Annotated in this window: 16 protein-coding genes; all 16 read right to left on the bottom strand. The window is 64.5% G+C overall.

Annotated features, from left to right (window positions below; genetic code table 11):
* Positions 1-4: 4 nt before the first annotated feature.
* The 16 genes from K3551_RS01110 to K3551_RS01035 all read right to left on the bottom strand — a co-directional run bounded on the left by K3551_RS01110 (position 5) and on the right by K3551_RS01035 (position 22684).
* The gene (locus tag K3551_RS01110) at positions 5-832 is read right to left on the bottom strand and encodes a hypothetical protein (RefSeq protein WP_259916954.1); all 828 of its coding nucleotides are present in this window, start codon (positions 830-832) and stop codon (positions 5-7) included.
* Positions 832-1893 (bottom strand): alginate O-acetyltransferase AlgX-related protein, encoded by a 1062-nt coding sequence (locus K3551_RS01105; protein WP_259916953.1) that lies wholly within the window; start codon positions 1891-1893, stop codon positions 832-834. Before K3551_RS01105 ends, K3551_RS01110 begins: the two co-directional genes overlap by 1 nt.
* A 10-nt stretch (positions 1894-1903) precedes the next feature.
* Positions 1904-3343 carry an MBOAT family protein gene (locus tag K3551_RS01100; protein WP_259916950.1) on the bottom strand — a complete coding sequence of 480 codons (1440 nt, stop codon included), beginning with the start codon at positions 3341-3343 and terminating at the stop codon, positions 1904-1906.
* Positions 3344-3346: 3 nt separating this feature from the next.
* The gene (locus K3551_RS01095; RefSeq protein WP_259916949.1) at positions 3347-4753 is read right to left on the bottom strand and encodes a right-handed parallel beta-helix repeat-containing protein; all 1407 of its coding nucleotides are present in this window, start codon (positions 4751-4753) and stop codon (positions 3347-3349) included.
* 4 nt (positions 4754-4757) lie between these two features.
* Entirely contained in the window at positions 4758-5828 is a 1071-nt protein-coding gene (locus tag K3551_RS01090) for a hypothetical protein (RefSeq protein WP_259916947.1), read from the bottom strand.
* Positions 5829-5874: 46 nt separating this feature from the next.
* Entirely contained in the window at positions 5875-7374 is a 1500-nt protein-coding gene (locus K3551_RS01085; RefSeq protein WP_259916946.1) for a glycosyltransferase family 2 protein, read from the bottom strand.
* Between the two features lie 328 nt (positions 7375-7702).
* Entirely contained in the window at positions 7703-12040 is a 4338-nt protein-coding gene (locus K3551_RS01080) for a nidogen-like domain-containing protein (protein WP_259916945.1), read from the bottom strand.
* A gap of 328 nt (positions 12041-12368) precedes the next feature.
* Entirely contained in the window at positions 12369-13313 is a 945-nt protein-coding gene (locus K3551_RS01075; protein ID WP_259916943.1) for a 2-dehydro-3-deoxygalactonokinase, read from the bottom strand.
* Positions 13300-14142 carry an aldose 1-epimerase gene (locus K3551_RS01070; protein WP_259916941.1) on the bottom strand — a complete coding sequence of 281 codons (843 nt, stop codon included), beginning with the start codon at positions 14140-14142 and terminating at the stop codon, positions 13300-13302. Before K3551_RS01070 ends, K3551_RS01075 begins: the two co-directional genes overlap by 14 nt.
* A 59-nt stretch (positions 14143-14201) precedes the next feature.
* Positions 14202-14957, bottom strand: coding sequence for a FadR/GntR family transcriptional regulator (locus K3551_RS01065; protein ID WP_259916940.1), 756 nt, complete (start codon positions 14955-14957; stop codon positions 14202-14204).
* Between the two features lie 6 nt (positions 14958-14963).
* Positions 14964-15953 (bottom strand): ABC transporter permease, encoded by a 990-nt coding sequence (locus tag K3551_RS01060; RefSeq protein WP_259916936.1) that lies wholly within the window; start codon positions 15951-15953, stop codon positions 14964-14966.
* Positions 15950-17485, bottom strand: a complete 1536-nt coding sequence (locus K3551_RS01055; protein WP_259916934.1) for a sugar ABC transporter ATP-binding protein — start codon at positions 17483-17485, stop codon at positions 15950-15952. The genes K3551_RS01060 and K3551_RS01055 overlap by 4 nt, the downstream gene beginning before the upstream one ends.
* A 66-nt stretch (positions 17486-17551) precedes the next feature.
* Positions 17552-18526, bottom strand: a complete 975-nt coding sequence (locus tag K3551_RS01050; RefSeq protein WP_259916931.1) for a substrate-binding domain-containing protein — start codon at positions 18524-18526, stop codon at positions 17552-17554.
* Between the two features lie 26 nt (positions 18527-18552).
* The gene (locus K3551_RS01045) at positions 18553-19314 is read right to left on the bottom strand and encodes an SDR family oxidoreductase (protein WP_259916928.1); all 762 of its coding nucleotides are present in this window, start codon (positions 19312-19314) and stop codon (positions 18553-18555) included.
* Positions 19315-19319: 5 nt separating this feature from the next.
* Complete coding sequence (gene dgoD, locus K3551_RS01040) at positions 19320-20492, bottom strand: galactonate dehydratase (protein WP_259916926.1); 1173 nt, start codon at positions 20490-20492, stop codon at positions 19320-19322.
* Between the two features lie 455 nt (positions 20493-20947).
* Positions 20948-22684 (bottom strand): SulP family inorganic anion transporter, encoded by a 1737-nt coding sequence (locus K3551_RS01035; RefSeq protein WP_259916923.1) that lies wholly within the window; start codon positions 22682-22684, stop codon positions 20948-20950.
* Positions 22685-22781: the final 97 nt, after the last annotated feature.

Below are 22781 nucleotides of genomic sequence, written 5' to 3'. Positions count from 1 at the left end.
GCCCTCATCCCTCGACCCCTTCGCCGGTCAACTCGGACAACCGCGTCTGGAGCAGGGGCAAAAGGTTCACGGCCAGCAACTGCACGCGCACCGATTTCGAAGACGATGCGGCGCGCAGGTAGCCCTGCGCCTCGGTCAAGGCCTGGGCGTCGTTCCAACCGGTCTGCATCCGGTCGCTGGCCAGTTGCAGGGCAATCAGGGCCGCGCCCTGGCCCGCGCCGGTCGTCGCCAGCGCCTGCAGGTCCGCGTCCAGCGGGCCAAAGGGGCGCCCCGTGGAATGAAACCCGGCGAGGGCCTCGATGGCGACGGAATTCCCGGCCTGGGCATAGGCCAGCACCGTGCGTTTCAGCATCGCCAGCCGCGCCTCGGAGGTCTGCTCCGGGTCGACCCGTTTCAGCGTGTCGACCAGGCCGAACAGCCCGCCAAGCCGACCGGTCGCGGCGGCCATGCCGTAGTAATGCGCCAGGTTCGCCGGATTGACGCGCAGGCCCTCGGCGTCGAATTGCCGGGCCAGGTGCAGCGCGGCCATTCCGTCGCCCGCATCGGCCAGTGCGCGCAGGGCGTCGCGGGTGACCGGCTGGTCCTGCGACAGACGGCGGCGCGTGTCCTTGAGGCTGGCAGAGCGCAGCTCGCGTCCGCTGCGGATGCCAGGGGTCAGGGTCACGGTGATGCGCCGCGCGTCGCTGTCGGGCCCGCCCAGGCGGGACAGGTCGATCACCGGCGCGGGCGTTAAGGTCTGGGCCCCTACGGCACCCGTCGCGACCGCCAGCGTCAGCGCGGCGGCGGCAATCATCCAGGCGACCGGTGCCAGTGATGGGGAATGGGGTGGCATCACGATCCCTCTGTCTTTTTGGGCGCGGTCAACGTGGGGTCGGTCAGGTAGCGGACCGGAATTTCCCAGACCACGGTTTCAGGCAGGGAAAGCGGGTCCAGTCGGTCCAGATAGCTGACCATCGGGGCGAAGGGGCCGCGCCCCTCTTCGGCATGGTTGATGACATCGCGGTGCAGGGCCAGCTTCAGCGCCTCGGCAAAGCTCCAGTCCGGGTTGGCGGAATAGGAGGTGCCGACAAGATCCGTCCCGGAACCGCCACCGCCGAACAGGTCCAGCAGGCCGGTGTCGACCGCTGCCGCCTCGGCGCGGTAGGGCGTGACCGTTTCGCGGGCCAGACCGACATGCGGTGCCAGCGCGTCGGAGGTGACATAGGACACGAGGTCACCGGCAAAGCTGCGCGGTGCGTCGGCCGTGATGGCAAAGCTGTCATCGCCCAGCGCGACGGCCCCGCTGTCGGCAATGGCGCGGGCCACGCTCTGCGCCCCCTCGGGCGTCCAGTGGGTGTCGGTGGTCAGGAAGGGTTGCGACAGCCTGGCCAGGGCCGGTCGGGTGTCGACCGTGGCAATGCCCCGCGCGGCCAGATCGGTCAGGAACCGGGCATAGAGCGCCTGAACGGCCTCGGCCCCGGTGCCGTCGGCGGCGTGGTCGCGCAACAGGTCCAGCTTGGCGGGCAGGGGGGCCACGACCAACTGCACATCCGCATCGCGCAGCCGGGCGGCGGTCGTCTCGACGTTTGTCAGCGCGAGAGCATAGGTTCCCTCGTCCACGGCGCGGAATTCTTCGGCGGTAAACAGCGTGCCATCGCGGCCGACGACGACGCCGGGGCGTCCCTCGTCCAGCAGCAGATAGCGGGCCGCTCCGATCAGGCCCACGGCGGGGGTCTTGTGGGGCAGGGTGTCCCGGTAGAGCGTGTCGATTTCAGCGGTTACCCGGCCCGTCAAGATGCCCTCGGCCCCCGGCAGGCGGGTGTCCGGCGTGGTCAGCAGCGAGAGGTTCGCCGCCGCCGCATAGCCAAAGAAGGCCAGCGGGACGAGCAGTTTCAGGGCCAGGGTGGGGGTCATCGCGCGCACCTCAAAACTGGAAGTAGAGGAAGGGGGAGAAGCTCTGCTCGGCGAGCTTCATCACGGTGAAGGCCCCAAGCCCGATCAGGCCAAGGGACACGGCCCCCTGCACCAGCGGCAGGACCGCCGTCCCATCGGGGCGAACGCCCGGTGTCTGGTCGCGCCCGGCCCAGGCCCACAGGCGCGGCTCCGCCAGGCAGACCAGCGCAGCGACCGCGGTCAACGCGACGCTTTCGCGGGTCACCTGCGCCCAGAGCGCGGCATCGCCCATCCAGCCATTCGCGCCCAGCATGGCCGCGTAGACCTCGACCCCCTGGCCCACGTGTTCGGCGCGGAACATCACCCACCCGACCAGCACCGCCAGCATCGTGACGGGCCAGGCCCAGGGCAGGGTGGCGGCGCGGCGGTCGTGGCCCGTGGCCCGTTCGATGGCCAACAGGCCGCCGTGCCACAGCCCCCACAAGACGAAAGTCCAGTTCGCCCCGTGCCACAGCCCGCCCAGCAGCATCACGGTCATCAGGTTCGAATAGGTCCTGAGCGCGCCCTTCCGGTTGCCGCCCAGAGAAATGTAGAGATAGTCGCGCAGCCAGTTCGACAGGCTGATGTGCCAGCGGCGCCAGAACTCGGTGATGGACCGACTGATGTAGGGAAAGCGGAAGTTTTCGAGGAAGTTGAAGCCCATCATCTTGCCCAGACCGATGGCCATGTCGGAGTAGCCCGAGAAATCGAAGTAAAGCTGCAACATGTAGGCAATCGCCCCGGCCCAGGCGAGCGCCATGCCCACCTCGCCGGAATTGCCGAATGCCAGATCGGCCAGGGGGGCAACGGCGTCGGCCAGGATTACCTTTTTGGCCAGGCCGATCAGGAACCGGGCCATGCCATCGGCGAACATCTCGGCGGAATGCGTGCGTTCGCGGAACTGGTCCTCCAGGTCCTTGTAGCGCAGGATCGGCCCGGCGATCAGCTGCGGGAACAGCGCGATGAAGGCTGCGAAATCGATGAACCGCGCATCCGCCTTGGCATCGCCCCGCCAGACGTCGATCAGATAGCTGAGCGCCTGGAAGACGTAGAACGAAATGCCGATGGGCAGGATCAGCCGCCAGTGGATGCCCAGGCCCGCCGTGTCGGTGCCCAAGAGCGCGGCAAAGCTGTCGAGGAAGAAGTTCAGATACTTGAAGACGCCCAGAACGCCCAGGCATCCCGCGACCCCGATCCAGAGCCAGGTGCGCCCACGGGCCGTGCCCCGGTGTGCCGCGACGCGCTGACCCACCAGGTAGGCGAAGGCCGTGGTCAGGAACAGCAGCCCCAGGAAATCCACCCGCCACCAGGCATAGAACAGGTAGGACCCGGCCAGGATCGTATAGGATTTGGCCCGCGTCGGGGTCAGGTAATAGGCCGCCAGGAACAGTGGTAGGAACAGGAACAGGAACGTTTCGGAGGAAAATACCATGACTCAGGACTCCGACGGGCAGGGCTGAATGGGGGGGGGCGCATCGGGCACCCCGCCGGCGGCCAGAACGATGGGGGCGGCACCGGTCAGATCGCGCAGCAGCGCGGGCGTCTGGGCCTGCACGTCCCCGCTGAGAAAGCGGGGAAACTGGTCGGTGAAATCGTTGCCCGACAGGCGCAGGCGGCCCGGCGCGGCGGTCTCGATCCCGGTGCGGTTGAAGGCAAGTGTGTTGCCAGACAGCTGCGTGCGGGCGGTTTCGGCCTGACCGGCGATCAGCAGCCCGGCGCGGCCCGCGTCCATGATCCGGCTGCCGGTGACCCGCGCCCCCTGCGCCGCGCGCAACAGGATGCCATCGCGGCGCGGTGCCAGGATCGCCAGATCGGTGAGGGTGACGCAATCCGATGCCTCGGCATGCACGCCCTGATGTCCCGCGCGCCAGATCACGCTGTCGGAGACGCGGCTGCCGTGGCTGCCCGACTCCAGCACGATACCGCTGGCGTGGGCGCGAAAGATCCGGGTGCCGGTGATCCGGCTGTCCGGGCTGCGGTGCAGGCGAATACCGTCGCCCTTGATGGTGTCCAGGATCGTGTTGTCGCGCAGCCGTGCGCCGGTCACCCCGCGCAGCACGATCGCAGAGCCGCGGGAGCGGTCGAAGGTGGTTCCCGTGACCTCTACTTCGGTGCCGGAAAGGAAGGCGAGCGTCGCCACATCGCGCAGGACGGAATTGACAATGCGTGGCGCGCTGGGCGCCCGGTAAAGCCCCTGACCCGCCACGGCGAGGCCGCCGAAGCTGAGGCTGCGGGCGATGCCCAAACCCTCGAACCAGGCGTCACGGGCCGCGAAGGATCCAGCCCCGCCGGTCAGCACAAAGGGGGCGAAGGCAGGTTCCAAGAGGTTCGGCCCACCCGCCGAGACAATCCCGCCGCCTGTGATGTCGAGCGTGCCGAAGTTGATGACAAAGGCCCCCGCCGCCCGGTCAAGCCGCAGAATCTGGCCTTCGGTCAGACGCAGGGTCGCCCCGACCCCTATGATCAAAGGGCGTGTCAGGCCGTTGTCCCCATACTCCGGCACCGATTGCAGATCGGTCAGCGTGGCGGTGCCCGAGTGCAGGGTCAGCGCCTCGGTTCTGCCGCCCGGTTGGGCATTGAGGGCCGTGGCCTGATGTTCTGCCTCGCCGTCGCGCGCGACCTGGAAGAGGGCGATGCGCAGGTCCACCGGTTCCAGAACGCTGCCGGTCGGTGTCCCCGTGTCCGCCTGTTCCTGCGGGGCGCGCAGGGCAGAAACCTCGGCCCGAAGCGTGGCATAGTTGGCGTCCGACGCGTCCAATGCGCGGCCGACCGGGGTGGCCCCTGAGGCGGGGCTGAACGCGAGGAAAAGCGCAGCGAGGAAAGGGGTGAGACGGCGGATCATCGGCTCACTCTCCCTGCGGGCCGCTGGTGTCGCCGCGCAGGATGGCGGGGATCAGGTTCTTGCGCAGGCGCAGGCGGGCGACATCGCCGGGCGATAGTCCGTCCGTTTCCGTCAGGACCATCTCGATGGGGATCGTCCGGGTCGTGTCGTCGCGCGCCGGCAGGATGCGGGTCCGCAACGGAATGACGCGCCCGCTGGCCGTTACCAGTTCGGCGCGGTCGCCGCTGACGAGACGGGCGGCCCCTTCGGCGCTGATCTCGGTGGAGGCGACGAGACCCTCTTGCCCGGAGGTCAGCCGCACAAGCGGGCTGCCGGGCAGGACGGTCGCGCCCAACTCGAAGTCGCGCAGCGCCTGGATGCCGCAATCGCAGGGCATCTTGACGCTGATGTATTCGCCGGAATTGGCGGCGATGGAATAGACCACCTGATCCGGGCCCGCACCGGCGTCGATATAGGCCAACTGCCCGGCGGTCGTGGCCATCAGGGTCTGCCCCGGTGCCGTGATCGTCACCGGGCGGGGTTCATAGGCAAACAGGATGCGATCCCGTGCCAGGTCAAAGGCCAGGACAGCCAGCAGCAATGTCAGGACAACCACCAAGGCGCGGCGCAGCAGGTTCTTGATCTTGTGGACCCGGCCCAGGTCCTGCGGCCCCGACTTGGCCTTGACCGAAACCGGACCGGTATAGCCCATCATTCCGCCCATGGAGACGATATCCCCGGCCACGTAGCTGTTCAGCAGATACCGCAACGGGGCCGCGTGCGAGGCGGTCGGATCGGTGAAATGCAGTGTGATGGCGTCGGTGCCCACGCCTTCGACCAAGGCATCGACCCAAAGGATCAGTGAAAAGCCGTCGAGGTTGACGCGCAGCGCCACGGACTGAGTGCTGTTTTCCGCCTCGACGGGCAAGGACCCGGTGACCACGGCGCGCATGATCGAAATGCTCGTGCCCTTCAGCTCTCGGTGGCCGACGAGTGCGGTGAACGGCAGCTCCAGCTGAGGATGCTCCCCGGTGTGGGCAAAGCCGGTTGGCAATGCCTTGGGGGGCTGCATTTCGGAGGGATTGGAATGCTTCATTGAATGCAGGGCCCCTGGCCCGGAAAGTATATATAAATCAGGGACATCAATTCGCCCCGTTTGCAAAATGGAAAAGGGCCAGCAAAAGCCAGCCGAAGGTGAGAACGTTCATGTAAACCGAACTGGCCGCGATCATGCGTTGCCCGACTGTCAGGCGCGCCCCACCGCCGGTGGCGGCCTGACGCGTCCATTTCTGCTTGTCGAGACGGAACAGCACGAAGCTTTTGACCAGGGCACCATAGAGCTGGCTGAAATAGAGAAGGAACGGATAGGTGATCGGGAAGCCGATGCGCCCCCGAAAGGCGGTGATCAGCGTCACGAAGATGTAGCGGGTGAACATGATCCAGGCGACGTAGACCGCCAACAGCGCGATATCGTAGGTCAGCGCCGCCATCAGCGCCAGAATCGGGCCGGAAATCGTCGTCCAGATCGACACCCGCTGATCCAGGATCGACCACCAGGTAAAGCCGCCGATCTGGCGCGGGGCCAGGCCCAGGGCGCGGCCGTTGGTACGCAGCATGTTGCCGAACCACCGCACCATCAGCGCATTGGCGGAGTCGTAGAATGTGGGCTTCGGCTGGGTTTCGGCAGAAATCGACTGCACGTCGGGCAGATAGATCATCTGGTAGCCATTCTTGAGCAGCCAGAACCAGGTCGACTTGTCGTCCCCGGTGAGGAAGTTCACGCGGCCCAGGCGCAGGTGGTTGATGTAGTCGGCCTGCACCAGCTCGATAAAGCCGGGGTTCGTTGCCAGGCAAGCCCGGAAGGCGGACATGCGGCCCGTCAGCGTCAGAACCCGCTTGGACAGGCCCATCGAGCACATCATCACCTGCCGCTGATCGAAGCGCAGCTTGAACCAGTCGCGAAACAGGCTGTCTTCGGGGATCGACACGGCCTCGTCGGTGGTCAGGGCGCCGACCTTGGGATCGGTGAAGACGGGCGCGATCTGGGCCACGATGTCTTCGGGGACGCAGGTATCGCCATCGGCCACGACCAGAACGTCATGCGGTGTCGGTTGCAGCCGCGCGATCAGGCGAAAGGACCGGGCCAAGGCATCGCGTTTGCCGGTCCCGGGAATACGGTCCAGGATCAGGCGCACGCCCGCGGGCCTGGCGGGCGAGACGTCGTAGATCTGCCGGATCAACCGTTCGTCGGCCCCATCGACGATGGACACCACGATGGTGGCCCCGTCCCGCGCCGCTGCCGCCGCCTGAAAGATGGAGCGATAGACCGCGATCGTCGTATCAGTGCCGATCATATAGGACGTGACGAGAAAAAAGGCATGCGCCGGGTTGCCCGCCGCATCGAACCGAGCCTGTGCGGCGCGCTTGCGCCTGGGGTGGACGATGGTCTGGAAAAGCATGGCACGGGTGAAGTTTATGGCCGCCCAGCTATAGCGCCAGCTGCCCAGGAATCCGATCACCAGGACCGCCACGGTGGCCTGGCCGAGCAACTCCTTGGAGACAGCGGAGGACAGGATCACGATGGCCGAAAGATACGCAATATGACCGATCAGCTGCATGCGCCGCGCAAAGGCACAGCGCACCGGAAATCCGGCGCGGCCCTTGTCCCGCGTTGTTCTGACTGATGTCCGTATCCCACCACGGTCACGAAACCTTCCCACCTTGGCAGCGCGGGAAGACGTACCCGGTCCCGGACTGCACAAGTCGGACGATTTCCACACAAATATGGAGAGAATTGGGCAGGTTGGCGTTTTTCGTTTCGAATTGACCGACGGTGTGACCTTTGCCGTTCGGATCGTTTCCTGATTTCCGTTGCGTCATTCGGTCAACGGATCAAACGAAAAAGAGGCAGGATGCGATCCTGCCTCTTTTGGGTGGGGGCCGGATGCCCGGCCCCGATATGTCCGGGCCTCAGGCTGTCAGGTCAAAGACCTGACCACCGAGGCGGAGATTGATCTCTGCCTGGCCGTCACCGTCAACCAGTGCCCAGAGGATGTCTCCGGTCGGGCGATAGATGACGAAGGCTTCCTGAACCCCCGCGCTGCCGGCCGTGGGCGTGGTGGTGACGTTGATCTGGAACTGGTCGCGGGTGGCGTTGCCGCCATAGACCAGCACGTCGCCCTCGGCCCCGTTGTAGTCCTGGATCCAGTCGGACCCGTGATCCGCGATGCCCAGATGGAAGAACCGGTCTGCTCCGCCGCCACCATTGACCCGATCGGACCCAAAGCCGCCGTTGATGAAGTCCAGCCCGTCGCCGCCGAAGATCTCGTCACCGAAGGATCCGCCGGTGAGAATGTCGTCTCCGGTGCCCCCGATCACGGTATCGGCCCCGGCTCCGCCGATCAGCGAGTCGTTGCCCGCGTCACCGCGCAACTCGTCGTTTCCGGATCCACCGAAGACGGTGTCGTTGCCCTCGCCCGCAAAGACCACATCGCGCAGGTCGCCCGTTTCTGGTCCACCGATGATCTGGTCGTTTCCGGCACCACCGATGATGGTGTCGTTTCCGGCCAGGGCATCGATCGTGTCGTTGCCGCTGGTGCCGACCAGGCGATCCGGTCCCGGCGTGCCGCGCAGGTTCAGTCCACCTGTCACTGCGGCGGTGGCCACGCTGGTTACGGATTCGGCGGTCCCGAAGTTGTCGGTGTAGGAGAAGCGGAAGCTTACCTGCGACCCGATATCGTCGCCGGTCAAGGTATAGCTGGTCGCTGTGGCCCCCTGGATCGCGGCCCCATCGCGCAGCCATTGGCCTGCGACGGTCGCCGGGTTGATGCCGTCATCATCGCTGACCGCGGCAGAACTGGCGGTCAGGGCCTGGCCGACCTGTGCGACGCCAGAGATCGTCACCGCGCCTGTCGGGGCGTCGTTGACGTTCTGCACCGGACCGGTCGCCGCCGAAGTCACAACCTCGGCGAAGCCACCGCCGTCGGTGTAGCTGACGCGGGCCGTGATGGCCGCGCCTACATCCGCCTGCAGCAGCGCATAGCTGCTGCCAGTGGCCCCGGCGATTTCCACACCGGACCGCAGCCACTGGATGCTGAAGGCACCCAGGCCGTCTGCGTCGGCGATGGCGCTGGTGTCAGCGGTCAGGGACTGGCCCTGCGCCAAGGTCCCGGCAATCGTCACGGCGCCCGTGGGGGCATCGTTGACGTTCTGCACCGCAGCCGTCGCAGCCGAGGTCAGGACTTCGGCCGTGCCGCCGCCATCGGTGTAGCTGACACGGGCGCTGATCGCGCCACCGACATCATCCTGCCCGAGGGTATAGGTCGCCCCCGTGGCCCCGGCGATCTCTGCGCCGCCGCGCAGCCACTGCACGGAGAAGCTTCCGAGGCCGTCTTCGTCGGCAACGGTGGTTGTGTTCGCGGTCAGGGTCTGACCCTGGGTCGCGCTGCCGTCGATGGTCACGGCACCGGTCGGCGCGTCGTTCACGTTTTCGACGGCCGCGGTGTCGGCGCTGGTCAGCGTCTCGTCGCTGCCGAAACCGTCGGTATAGCTGACGCGGGCCGAGATAGCCGCGCCGACATCATCCTGGCCCAGGACATAGGTCGACCCGGTCGCGCCCGCGATTTCTGCCCCGGCGCGCAGCCATTGGACCGAAAGCGCGCCCAGCCCGTCCGCGTCGGCGATGCTGGAGGTATCGACCGTGAGGGTCTCATCCTCACGGGCTGTTCCTGTGACCACCGGTGTGCCGGTGGGGGCCACGTTCCGCGGCACGCCGGTCAGCGTCATCGTGGATCCGTCGCCCAGGGTGATGACCCGGTCGCCGGCGCCATTGGCCGAGAAGGTGACGGCGGCCCGTTCTGCCGAGGACAGGCGCGAGTAGTCGATCGAATCTTCGCTCAACGAGAAGTCGGTGACCGTGTCGTTGCCCATGCCCGTCTCGACGACAAAGCTGTCGGCACCGTCACCGCCGGTCAGCTGGTCGTTGCCTGCCCCGCCGATCAGGGTGTCATCCCCACCGCGCCCGTTCAGGTTGTCGACGTTGCCACCGCCCGACAGCATGTTGGCTTCGGCGTCGCCCAGCAGGTCGTCGGCCGCGGTCGTGCCGACCAGGTTCTGGATGCCGGTGATCGTCGTGCCGGACGCGGCCCCGCGGTTGGCGGTGCTGTCCTCCAGGTCTACGACCACGAAGGTATTGGCATTCTCGTAGGACAGGGTGTTGAGGCCCTCTCCGCCGTCGATCGTGTCGGCACCGCCACGTTCCAGGATCAGGTCGTCGCCGGCCAGGCCCATGATCATCTGGGCGTTGCTCGTGCCTTCCAGCGTGTCATTGAACGCGGAGCCCATGAGCCCCTCGATGCTGTTGTAGGTGTCGCCCCGCGCCTCGCCGGTGTTGCCGGAGGCATCGAAGAGGCTGGCGCGCACGCCGGAGGCCGCTTCGCTATAGTCCGCCGTATCCGAACCCGACCCGCCGATATGCGCGTCGGATCCTGTCCCGCCGCGCAGGGTGTCGTTGCCGCCACCGCCGTTCAGGGTGTTGTCACCCGCCCCGCCGATGATCAGGTTGTCGTTGCCGTCGCCGATCAGCGTATCGTTGAAGGCCGATCCCATCAGCCCTTCGATCGAGTTGTAGGTGTCGCCCGCTGCTTCGCCGGTATTGGCGGCCGAGTTGCCCAGGTTCGCCTGAACACCCGTCGTTGCATCCTCGTAGGAGGCGATGTCGTTGGCGCGGCCACCGTTGAGCCGGTCAGCCCCTTCGCCGCCGTTGAGGACGTCGTCCTCATTGTCGCCGTTGAGCGTATCGTTGCCGCCGCGTCCGACGAGCGTATCGTCCCCGTCGCTGCCGGAAATGACGTTGGCGGTGGCCGTGCCGCTGAGGCTGTCGTCGCCGCTGCCCCCGATCAGGTCCTCGATCGACGAGAAGGTATCCCCCGCAGCCTCGCCGGAGTTCGCACCCGCATTCTCCAGATCGGCCACGACCGCCATTGTCGCGTCGCGATAGCTGGCCGAGTCCCGACCGGGTCCACCGATCAGGGCGTCCGCACCCGCACCACCCGACAGTTCGTCGTCGCCATCGCCGCCAATGAGGGTGTCGTCCCCCTCTTCGCCCTTGATGGTGTCGTTCCCGTCATCGCCATCCATCGCGTCGTTGCCGGCGTTGCCGCGCAGTTCGTTCGACTGATTGTTGCCGGTGATCTGGTCGTTGAAGCCCGACCCGATGATGCCCGTCAGGGCCGTATAGGTATCACCGACCGCATCGCCGGTGTTTTCGTTCGTGTTGTTCAGGTTGGCCGTCAACCCGGTGGTGGAGCTGCGGTAGGACGCGAAGGATGTGCCCCCGGTTCCAACCAGCTGATCGGCACCGCTGCCGCCATCGAGCTCGTTGGTGCCCGAGCCGCCTTCCAGCCGGTCGTCGCCCGCGTCCCCCATCAGGGTGTCGTCGCCACCGCTCCCTTTCAGGGTGTCGTTGTCGTCGCCACCGTTGATGATGTCGTCATCACCCTCGCCGTCGATGGAGTCCTCGCCCGCATCACCGCTGAGTCGGTCGATGCCCAGACGCCCCAGAATCGTATCGTTGCCGCCGCCGCCGCTGATCACGTCGTTGCGGTTGGTTCCATTGATCGTGTTCGGATTGTTGTTGCCGTTCAGGGTTTCGCCCAGCAGATCGTCGATCTGCAATTCGCCGTCGATGACACGAAATTGCCAGACGCCTGCGACGCCGGTGTTCCCCTCTAGCGTGTCCATGCCCGATGCCGGACCCAGTTCATCCCCGGCGGTGCCACCGCGCAGGAAGATGCGCGGTGCGCCATCGGCAACGGCACCGATCTGGAACGAGTCACCGCGGGAATTTCCCATGTCGAAATAGCGGAAGATGATCTCGGCGTCGCCTTCGCCCTGATCCATGATTTCCAGCTGGAAGGTGTTCGGGGCGGTCACGTTGTTGCTGAAGATGCCGACACCGACCCAGGTGGCAACGATCGAATCCCTTGCGGTATTCGTGTCGAAATAGACCCCCGGATCTGCTCCGGGCGGCAGGGTGCGGTTGTCGAGGTCATCATAGAAGGGGGCAATGATGAATTCGGTGTTCGGGAAGGTGCCATTGAAGGGGATCGTCTCGTCGATAAACGAAACGCCACCGTTCGTGCTCAGGAACAGCTCGGTGAAGATCCTGTTTCCAAAAGAAAATCCGTCTTCAAAAATCTCTGAAATGTCGAACTGCTCAAAGTTGTCGTCGCCTTGGGCGATCAGGTTCCCGCCGAAAGGCAGAAGTGTGTTGTCGGCTACAGTTGTGAAAAGGTCCGGATCGACCATGGTTCAGTTCCCCCCAAAAAAATCTTTTACGTCAGTGGTCTATCGTCCACCTTAGATTTTCATCTTTACCATGGGTCACTTTTTGGACGAAGGATTTTATTAACTTATGTTAAAGCAATGGCTTAACGGGAGATGCATCGAATTGGAGAGAATTCGAGAAAAGTAGGGGATTGACGCCCTTTTCCGCGCATGTGCCAGGGGGCCTTCTTGCAATCGAGGATTAGGTTCCATCTCTCCTGCGGCCCCTCGATACAGGGCCTGCCGGTGGCGTGCGATGCCTGCGCCTTATCGTCGACCTCGCCCTGATCAGGGCAGCGCAGGTTGGCAGTCAGATTGCGGCTGACGTCATCTGGCGCCTCAGTGTTCGGTGAGCTTTCGCAAGCCCCTGGACGGTCGCGTGCTCTGCATCGATCTGCGTCACGCTCATGCCCGCAGCCTGCAAGACGCGGACATAAAGCCCCGAGAGGGAGGAGGCCCCGAGAACGGCTATGGGCAGGTCAGGCCAGAGGCCGCGCAGCGACCCGATCTCGGCCCCGATGAGCAGCCCCGAAAGGCGGCCCGCCGCTTCACCCGGGCGGGCGTCGGAAACAAGTGCGGCCGCGCGGACGCTGAACAGCCGGGTCAAAAGAGCGTCGGGTCGTGTCAGGGTTTCCGAGGCGGCGGTCTCGAAGGATGCCAGGTCCAGCGAGTCGGTATCGATGGTATGACGCAGGACAGAGTGTTCGGAGAGAAGGGAGAACATCTCGCCCGTCATGCAGGTGGCGAAGGATGTTACCTGTCCATTTGAAACGCGGGCCCATTTGCTGTGCGTTCCCGGAAGGCAGACGATTCCGTCGAAATCCGGATCGGAGACGAGCAGGCCACCGATCTGGGTTTCTTCGCCGCGCATGACATCGGGCGGGGAGAGTTGTTGAAGCCCGGGCAGAATATGAACCGTCAGCTCGTTGCGGTCATCGGACACGATCCGCGCCCGAACCGCATTCACCGGCGCGGCTGGAACGTTCTGGTAGGCCGCTTCGGCCCAACCCTGACGCGATCCCACCATGCCACAGGCGATAACCTCCAGCGGGTCGCCGTCCCGACCGGTCAGAACCGGGGCCAGCAGGGCGCGCAATTCCGTTCCGAATTCCGCCCCGGTCAATTGCGCCGCTCCGCGCGGGCCCTGAATCTTGTGCACCACCTTGTCGTCGTCGGTCATCAGCCACAGGCGCAAGTTCGTGGACCCCCAATCGGCGGCAACCCATGTCGTGGCGGAAAGATCAATCTGGGGCATGGGGGACCTGTGGGGCTGGGTTGGGGGCGTGGGGTCGCACGGACAAGGTCAAGCTGATCCGGGTGTCCTGTCCGGGCGCAAGCGCCAGCAGGCCATCGGACCCTGTGTGGGTTTCCCCGCTGACGTGGGTTTGCGGTTCGAGTGCGAAACGTTCCAGCGAGGGATCGGCATAGAACATCAGCACATCCGTGCCCCGCGCAGTCAGGTCCAGATCGTAGCCCAGGCTGGGCTGCTGGATGCGTGCCTGCCCGGACCACCCGGAATAGCAGTCATTGCGCCAGACCGGCGGAAGGCTTCGGCCGGCTGAATAATCGTCACACTCTGAGATCGGCCTGGACCCGGCAGGCAGGTGCCCCGGACCGTCGGGCCAGACCTTGTCGGCTGCAAAGCTGATCCGGGTGTCCGCGCCGCGGGGAAAGTAAGGGTGCAGACCAAGGCCCACCGGCGCTGGGGCGGCGCTTTCATTTACCGCACCAAGGGTAAGCTGCAGGGCCGTCTCGGAAAGATACATCTCGTAGGTCAAGGTCAGATCATAGCCGTGGTCGCGCAGTCGCATCCGCAGCTGACAGCTGTCGGGTGCCTGCCGTGCCACTTGCCATGCGCGTTGCCAGGCCCAGCCATGCAGGCACAAGGGATCATCCGTGTTGGGCTCAGGCTGGACGTCGCGTCCTGCGATGATCAGCCGGTTGTTCCTTATGCGGTTGGCAAAGGGGGCCATCGGAAACAGCGACGAGTGCCCGACGTCTGACGGTTCTGAACCTGATGGCGCCAATATCGGTCTGGGGCCCGCCGGTGTCGCCAGGTCGAAAGACAGCAAGGCCGCGCCCATTTCGGGATCCACCGAGGCGCGAAGATTTCCTGCGCTGAATTCCAGACAGCGAGGGGAGGTCACGGGTCCGGTTTCTGGGGCGGTCCGTCGGGGACGGCGATGCTGTTCAACTCATGCGCGGCGAGGTCGATCAACCCGGTCATCAAGTCCCGCGACTTGGCGGCATCCCGCATGCGGATTGCTTCGAGCACGGCACCGTGCGTTGCGAGCGAGGCCGAGAAATTCTGCGCCGCGCGTGTGGTCAAGCGGAAGCTCATGCGCAGGGCGGATCCGATGACAGCGCCAAAATTGGCGAAGATCTCGTTCTTGCTGGCCCGGAGAATGGAGAGGTGGAAATCTTCGTCCGCCGCGACCGTGCCCTCGATGTCGGCCGTCTGTCCGCCACACATGCGGTCATAGGCGGTCTGGATCCGGCCAAGGTCGGTTCCGTCGGCGCGCAGGGCGGCCATGGCCGCGGCGGCCGGCTCGATGACTTGCCGGGCCTCGGTCAGCGCGCGAATGAAATTGACGTCCGGCGGCAGGCGTTCGCGCCAGGCCAGCAGTTCGCTGTCCAGGTGGTTCCATTGCTCGGAAGGCAGGACGATGGTGCCGATGCGCGGGCGGCTTGCGATCAGGCCCTTGCCGGCAAGCATCCGGACGCTTTCACGCAGCGCGGTCCGGCTGACTGCCATTTCCTGGCTCATCTCTGCCTCTGTCGGCAGCTGGGTGCCGGGCGAAAACTCGCCCGACAGGATCTTTTGCGCCAGCGTGCTGGTCACCATCTCGCGCGGTCGCGGTTGTGCGTTCCGCAGAGGTTTTGCCTTTTTGATCGCCATGCGTACTCAATTCTTGTTCAAGCGGTACTCTGCCAGGAAAACGGCAAGGATAAGAAGGGATCCCTTGGCCAGCATCTGGTAGAATGTGGGAACCGCAGTCAGGATCATCCCATTGTTGAGGACGCCGATGATCGCAACCCCAAGCAGTGCGCCGACCACCGTGCCCCGACCGCCCTGCATCGCGCAGCCACCGAGGAATGCCGCGGTGATGGCTTCGAGTTCGAGGCCGTCCGAGCCGGAAATCGGCTGTCCGGACCCGGTGCGCGCAGCCAGAAGGATACCGCCCACGCCTGCCATGATGCCGGAAACGACGTAGATGGCAACGCGGTAGTTCGGGATCTTCAGGCCGGACAGGCGCGCCACGATGGGGTTTCCGCCAATGGCATAATAGTTCCGGCCGACGATGCTTTTGTGCATGAAGATGTAAAAGCCGATGGCCACCGCGATCAGGATCCAGATCGGCGCCGGAAGCCCGAGGATGCGGCCCGTGCCAATCCAGCGGAAGCTGTCGTTGAAGATCGAAATCGACTGGCCGTTGGACAGGATGAAGGCCACACCACGAAAGATCGCCATGGTGCCCAGTGTCACGATGACCGCGTTGATCCGCCCGTAGGTGATCAGCAGTCCGTTCACCAGCCCGGCCAGACCGCCGACCACGATGCCTGCCAGCAGGCCCAGCCCCGCCATGTCAGTCGCCTGGATGGTCATGGCGGTGGCGACGGTCGTCAGGCCAACAATTGAGCCGACCGAAATGTCGAGGCCGCCGGACACGATCACACCGGTCTGGGAAATCGCGAGAACGCCCAGGATGGCGACGCCCATGCCGATGTTCAGCAAGTTCCGCGTCGAGAAGAAAACATCCCCGCGAAGCACACCAAAGATGACCAGCAGCCCGATCAGCGCGACCAGCAGGCTGATATTGTGGATGCCGACCCGTTCGATGAAGCGGTGCATCTTGAACCCTTCTTTTTGGGCGTTGTTGGTTTGATCGGTCAATGGTCCGCTCCTTCGAGTTGTGCCCCGGCAATCGGCTGCCTGTGGGGAATGGCCGCGGCCATGATGTTCTGTTCATTTGCTGCGTCGCGGTCGAATTCCGCCTGGATGCGACCCTCGGCCATGACGAGAATTCGGTCGGACAGGCCAAGCAGTTCGGGCAGTTCCGACGAGATCACGATGACGCCCAACCCCTGGGTGTCGGTCAGGCTGCGGATAAGGTCATAGATCTCGGACCGCGCGCCCACGTCGATGCCGCGTGTCGGCTCGTCGAGGATCAGCACCTTGAGATCGCTTGCCAGCCAGCGGGTCAGCACGACTTTTTGCTGGTTGCCGCCCGACAACGAGGTGATCGGCGCATCCAGCGATGAGGCCTTGAGCCGCATCTGTTTCGAGATGCCGGAAATCAGTTCCAGTGCCTTGGCCCGGTTGAAGAAACCGCCGCTCGAGACCTTTTGCGGGACGCAGAGGACCGCGTTCTCGAGGATGGTCTGCATCAGCAGCAGCGCCTCTTCCTTGCGGTCCTCGGGGGCGAAGCCGATGCCGGCGGCAATCGCGGCGGCTGTATCGCCCGACGGCAGATCGGTGCCGCCGACGCGAACCGTCCCGGCGGTGCGACGGTGAAAGCCGAAGATGCCCTTGGCCAGTTCGGACCTGCCAGCCCCGATCAAACCGCCGATCCCCAGAACCTCGCCTGCACGCAGCTGCAGCGAAATGTCGGTGACGTGGTCGGTGCTCATACGGGCGACATCCAAGATGATCTCGCCGGTAGACGGCGCGCGGCCGGGAAACATGTCGGACAGCGGCCGCCCGACCATCAGGCGGGTGATCTGTTCCTCGGTGATGCCCTCGGCAGGCAGATCATCGACCAATTTGCCGTCGCGGAGAACCGCGACACGATCGGCCAGTTCCGTGATTTCGACCAGGCGGTGCGAAATATAGATCACGGCCACCCCTTCGTCGCGCAACCGGCGAATGATGGAAAACAGGCGACGGGTTTCTTCGTCGGTCAGCGACGAGGTCGGCTCGTCAAAGGCGATCAGCTTGCCGCCGGCCTGCACGGCGCGCATGATTTCGATCATCTGGCGCTGGGCTGGGCCAAGACCGGCACAAAGCTGCCGGGGATGCAGTTCGTGCGCCATGCCGAAGGTTTCCAAAAGCGCCTCGGTGTCGGTGAAAAGCCGTTTCCAGTCCAGGAAATGCCGCCCCCTGCGGGGCAGGTCACCGGTAAAGATGTTCTCGGCAACGGTCAGATCCGGCACGATCTCTGGTTCCTGGTGGATGACGCGAATGCCCGCGGCATGGGCTTCGCGAGGCTGCGCGAACCTGACCGCCTGGCCGTTGATGTGAATGCTGCCGCTGGTCGGAGGGAAGACACCTTCCAGCAACCGCATCATGGTGGATTTGCCAGCGCCGTTTTCCCCCACCAGTGCCAGAACTTCGCCTGGGTGAAACTCTAGGGTGATGTCGGACAGGGCTTGCACCGGACCGAAATGCCGGGTCAGCCCGTCGATGCGCAGAAATGGGGTAGTCATGGGGCTCTCCTTCATGGACGGGTCAGGTCGGGGCGCGCACCACTGGGGATGCGCGCCCCTGACCGGTCAGTTGCAGAGCCGGTCGGAGTAGTCAGCGAAGTTGGACAGCGTGATGAATTCCGGGTCGGAATAGGTCGCCGTGGGCAGCGGTGTGCCGTCCTTGATCGACGCAACCAGCAGGTTCACCGCGTCACGACCGTGGTTGGCCGAATTCAGCCACATGGTGCCCTTGAACGCCGAACTGCGACCGTTGCCGAAGGCATCGCAGGCGCGACTGCCGTCGATGCCGATCCCAATGCCAACATCGGCCGAATAGCCCGAGTTTTCCATGGCGCGGGCGGCCCCAAGCACCCCATCGTCGTTGCACGAATAGAAGATCCAGTGATCGTACTGCGGGTTCGCGGTCAGCGTGGTCGTCATCACGTCGATGGCGTTGACCATGGTGTTGTCATAGGCGGCGCGCACGATCTGGTCTTCGGTCAGATCGGAGTTCGCCAGCAGGCCCTTTTCAGCACCGCCGTTGCGCTGCATGCAGGTGTCGGCCTTGCGGTCCTCGATCGAGACGATGCCGACCGAGTCCTTGTCCCAGCCGCTTTCCTCGTAGAACTTGGCCAGGTTTTCGCCCACACGCTCGCCGATGACGAACGCGTTGAGACCGACGTAGGGCACGGGGTTGCCTTCCTGGTCCAGAATGTCGTCATCCACCGCGATCAGCGGCACGCCGGCTTCGGCGGCGCGCGCCGCGATCACCGGGCCAAGCGCCCGGTCGGGAACGACGATGGCAATTCCGTCGACGCCGTCGCCGATCATCGTATCGAGCGTGGTGATCGCGAGATCGGCGTTGAATTGCACGTCCTGGCTTACGAACTCGGCACCGGCCGCCTCGGCGGCTTCGGATGCGCCGGCGACCTCGGCCACGAACCAAGGGTGATCGCCCATCTTGTTGATGTAGCCGATCTTGATGCCATCATCCTGCGCAGCAGCGCCGAGCGGAATGAGCAGCCCGGCGATGCAGGCAGCGGTAAGTTTCAGATGTTTCATGGTTTCCTCCCTATGAAATTGTGGTCTTAGTCGTGGAACAACGCCGAGCGACCCCCGTCGATGGTGATTGTCTCTGCGTTGATGAAGGTGGCTTCGTCCGAGGCCAGGAAGACCGACGTCATGGCGACCTCCTCGGGCTGACCGATCCGGCGTGGCGGATGCAGGTTCTCGGCGCGCAGCCGTTCTGCCGCGGGGTCGTCGAACCCCGCCCAGTAGTCGCGGGCGATCTGGGTATCGATGTACCCCGGAGCGATCGCGTTCACGCGGATGTTCTCTGCCGCGTATTCGATCCCCAAGGACTTGGTCAGTCCGATCAGCCCGTGCTTGGCGACGGGGTAGGGGAAGGTATGGGGGATGATCTTGAAGCCATGTGTGCTTGCGATATTGATGATCGCGCCGCCGCGCCGGGCGCGCATGTCGGGCAAAACCGCTTCGGCCATGGCCCAGCAGGATTCGAGGTCCAGCGCCATGCAGCGCGCCCACTCGGATCGCGGCATCTCATGCGGGCGATGAAACACGTTCGCGCCTGCGTTGTTCACCAGGATATCGATCCGTCCGAACCGATCGAGCGTCTCGTGGATCGTCCTGTCGATATCGGGCTGCGACGTGACGTTGCAGCGGCAGAAAAGCCCTCCGGTCTCCGAGGCAACGGCCGTGCCGGTCGCTTCGTCCATTTCAGCGACCACGACCTTCGCGCCCTCGGCGGCAAACGCGCGCGCGATTGCGGCGCCAATGCCCCGTCCGGCCCCGGTGATGATCGCTACCTTGTCTTGCAAACGTCCTGACATGGCGATCACCAATCCACGATGGTGCCATCGGGCAGCACCGCATTTCGGGTGTGAAGCACTTCCTGCTGGAAGGGATGGGCCGCGACTTCGGCTTCGTCGACTTCCAGTCCCAGCCCCGGTTTTTCCGGCAGGTCCCAGCGTCCCGCGACCTTGTCGATGGGCCATTTGACAACGCTGTCATACCACGGAACTGCGCCAACCATCTCTTCCTGGATAATGTGGTTCGGGGTCGACACCCCAAAGTGCAGCGCGGCGATCCCGGCAATCGGACCCAGTGGATTGTGGGGTGCGACGCCGATCCCGGCGGTCTCGCACATTGCGGCGATTTTCTTTGCTTCCCACAGACCGCCGACATGCACGATGTCCGGCTGCGCGATATGGAAGGCTCCGGCCTTGAGCGCGGTGTCAAAACCCGCCCGACCAATGAGCCGTTCGCCCCCGGCGATGGTGACCGGGGATGTCCGCGTCAGCTCGGCCATCGCGTCGACATTCTCCGGCGGGACGGGTTCTTCCGCGAACAGGATGCGGGAAGGTTCCAGGACCTTGAGGAATTCGCGGGCGAGCGAAGCCGAGGCAGGCCGTCCGTGGAAATCGACCATGATGTCGATATCCGGCCCAACCTCGGAGCGCAGCGCGTCGATCGCTTCGCCGACACCGTCGATGGCGCGGTTCGACGCAATATAATGCGCATAGGGAATGGCGACGACCTTGACGGCGCTATAGCCCGCGTCGACCACGGCACGGCCACGTTCAGCCAGTTCCTGTGCGCCATCCGTCTCGTAGACGGATGTCATGTTGCCCATGCCAAGGTGCGTATAAGTCCGCAGATGGTCGCGCACCTGTCCGCCCAGCAGCCGCCAAACCGGTGTATCAAGCGATTTCCCGAGGATATCCCACAAGGCGATCTCGATGCCGCTGATGGCGGACATTCCGATCACACCCATCCGCCAGAACCCGTGGCGTGTCATGATCTGGTAGCATTGTTCGATGTTGCGCGGATCCTGCCCGATGAGTAGCGGCTCGATGTCCGCAATGGCCCCGGTCACCGCGCGTGTTTTCCATTCCAGCGTCGCCTCGCCCCAGCCCACTAGCCCCGGCACGTCCGTTTCGACGCGGACAAAGACCCAGTTGCGCATCTCTGCATTGCAGACGACTGCTGAGACTTTCGTAATCTGCACGACAATTCCCCCTCATTTGTAGTACAAATACTTTTAATTATAGTACCTGTCAACGGGTACCTTCGGATCAGCCGCACCACGGGTGGTCTGCCGGGCCGGGATAAGGCACCGTACGGGGTATATCTGTGATGCCGCGCGCGATGTCTTCTGCTGCGCAGAGCAAGGCGTGACAGTCGCGCAAGCGTGTCATCTTGCGGGGCGGAAAGGCAGTCAGGTCAATGGGTTCGGTATCCGGTTGCCCAATCTGGATCGGGGTACACGCCCAGTGGCACGCGCCGCTGGCCCCGACGGATGGAACACTGCATGCTTGATACTTGCTTATGATCTTGGGTCAGCGGATCGGGCCTGGCCACACCGGGTGGTCCCGGCCCCTTGCCCCGAAGCCGCGCGGCTACTCGGGCCGCGCAAGGCATCTTTCGGTGTTAGAGATCGTCATGACGTTCTGTGCTTTCGGGTCATTCCACAGCATTTGCCATCCGTGTCGGATCCGTCAGTACCTTCCACGCGTCAAATTGCGACAAGAAGACCTGGCCATTCAGGTCAGCGATGAAGTGGGAGCGTGTCAGCCTGTCCATCACGGGGCCTTTGACCTCTGACAGATGAAGACCCACGCCCATATCCTTCAACCGATGATTGATCGCCTCCAGGCTTTCCAAAGCAGAGTAATCCACATCGTTGATCGCGGAGCACATCAGCACGACGTTGCGGATCGCACAGCCATCGGCGACCCGACGTTGAACCAGATCCTCCAGGAAGCGGGCGTTCACGAAGTAAAGGCTTTCATCCACCCGCAGTGTCACCAGCGTCGGGTCGGTGGACACCTTATGGCGGCGGATGTTGCGGAAATGCTGGCTGTCCGGCACGAGACCGACCTCGGCCACGTGCGGGCGGGATGTTTTGTAGAGGTGCAAGACCACCGAGATCGCGACGCCGGCGGCCACACCGATCTCGACGCCCAGGCCAAGCGTCAGCAGGATCGTCACCGCAACCGCGGAAAAATCGGCGCGCGAATATCGCCACGTCTTTTGCAGGATCGACAGATCAACAAGGCTCAGGACAGCCACGATGATCGTCGCGGCCAGCGTGGCGTTGGGCAGGTAATAGACCAGCGGTGTCAAGGCGACCGCGGCAATGCCAAGGCCAATCGCGGTAAAGGCACCGGCAGCCGGGGTTTCCGCCCCGGCATCGAAATTGACCACGGACCGGGAAAAGCCGCCGGTTACCGGATAGCCGCCGGTAAAGGCCGCGCCCAGGTTGGCCGCGCCCAGGCCGATCAGTTCCTGGTTGGGGTCGATACGCTGACGTTTCTTCGCCGCAAGGGTCTGCGCCACGGAAACGCTTTCGACAAAGCCGATGACCGAAATCAGGATCGCGGGCACCAAAAGGGTTTTCATCAGATCCGGGGACAGGCCCGGCAGGGTCAGCGGCGGCAGGCTCTGAGGCACAGTGCCCACGATGTTCACGCCGCGCCCGGCGAGATCGAATGCCCAGACGGCGACGGTGGTGGCGACGACCGCGGCGACGGGGCCCGCCTTGGTCAGGACATCGGCAAGCAGCGGCGGGACACCAAGTCTGCGCAGTCCGGGCTTCAGGTTCTTGCGCACCCAGAAAAGAAACCCAGTCGCGGCACTGCCGATGACAACGGTGATCCAGTTGATCTCGTTGAGATGCGCAAAGATCGAGCCCAGCATTTCCGGCAGGGTATGCCCATGCGCCGTCACGCCAAGGATATGTTTCAGCTGGCTGGTGGCGATCAGGATGCCGGATGCCGTGATGAACCCCGCAATCACCGGATGGCTGAGAAAGTTGGCAAGGAATCCCAACCGGAACACACCCATCAGGACCAGAAAACCGCCCGATAGAAAGGCCAGCGTCAAGGCGGCCACGCCGTAACCGGCTGTTCCCTGGTCCGCCACCTGCCCGATGGCAGAGGCCGTCAGCAAAGACACGACCGCGACCGGCCCGACCGCCAGCGCCCGGCTGGTCCCAAAGATCGCGTAGAGCAGGATCGGCACAATGGACGCATAGATCCCGGCCTCGGGCGGGAGCCCCGCAAGCAACGCATAGGCCAGCGATTGCGGGATCAGCATGATCGTCACGATGACCGCCGCAATCAGGTCGTTCGACAGCGCCGACCGGTTGTAGGAGCGGCCCCAGTCGAGAATGGGGAAATACTGGCGAAAGCTGGTCATCGATGGATCACAATTCGGAACTGTGCAGCCGGAAGTGGCAGGCTTCCTGACCGACCGGGTGCGACCGGTGGAGGTTTCTGGGCAAAAGCAGGGGCGG

The organism is Jannaschia sp. M317 (genome assembly GCF_025141175.1).
In the GTDB taxonomy this organism is placed as follows: Bacteria; Pseudomonadota; Alphaproteobacteria; order Rhodobacterales; family Rhodobacteraceae; genus Jannaschia.
The sequence above is the reverse complement of the archived record's forward strand: the minus strand, read 5'-3'. Positions and strand labels throughout refer to the sequence as shown.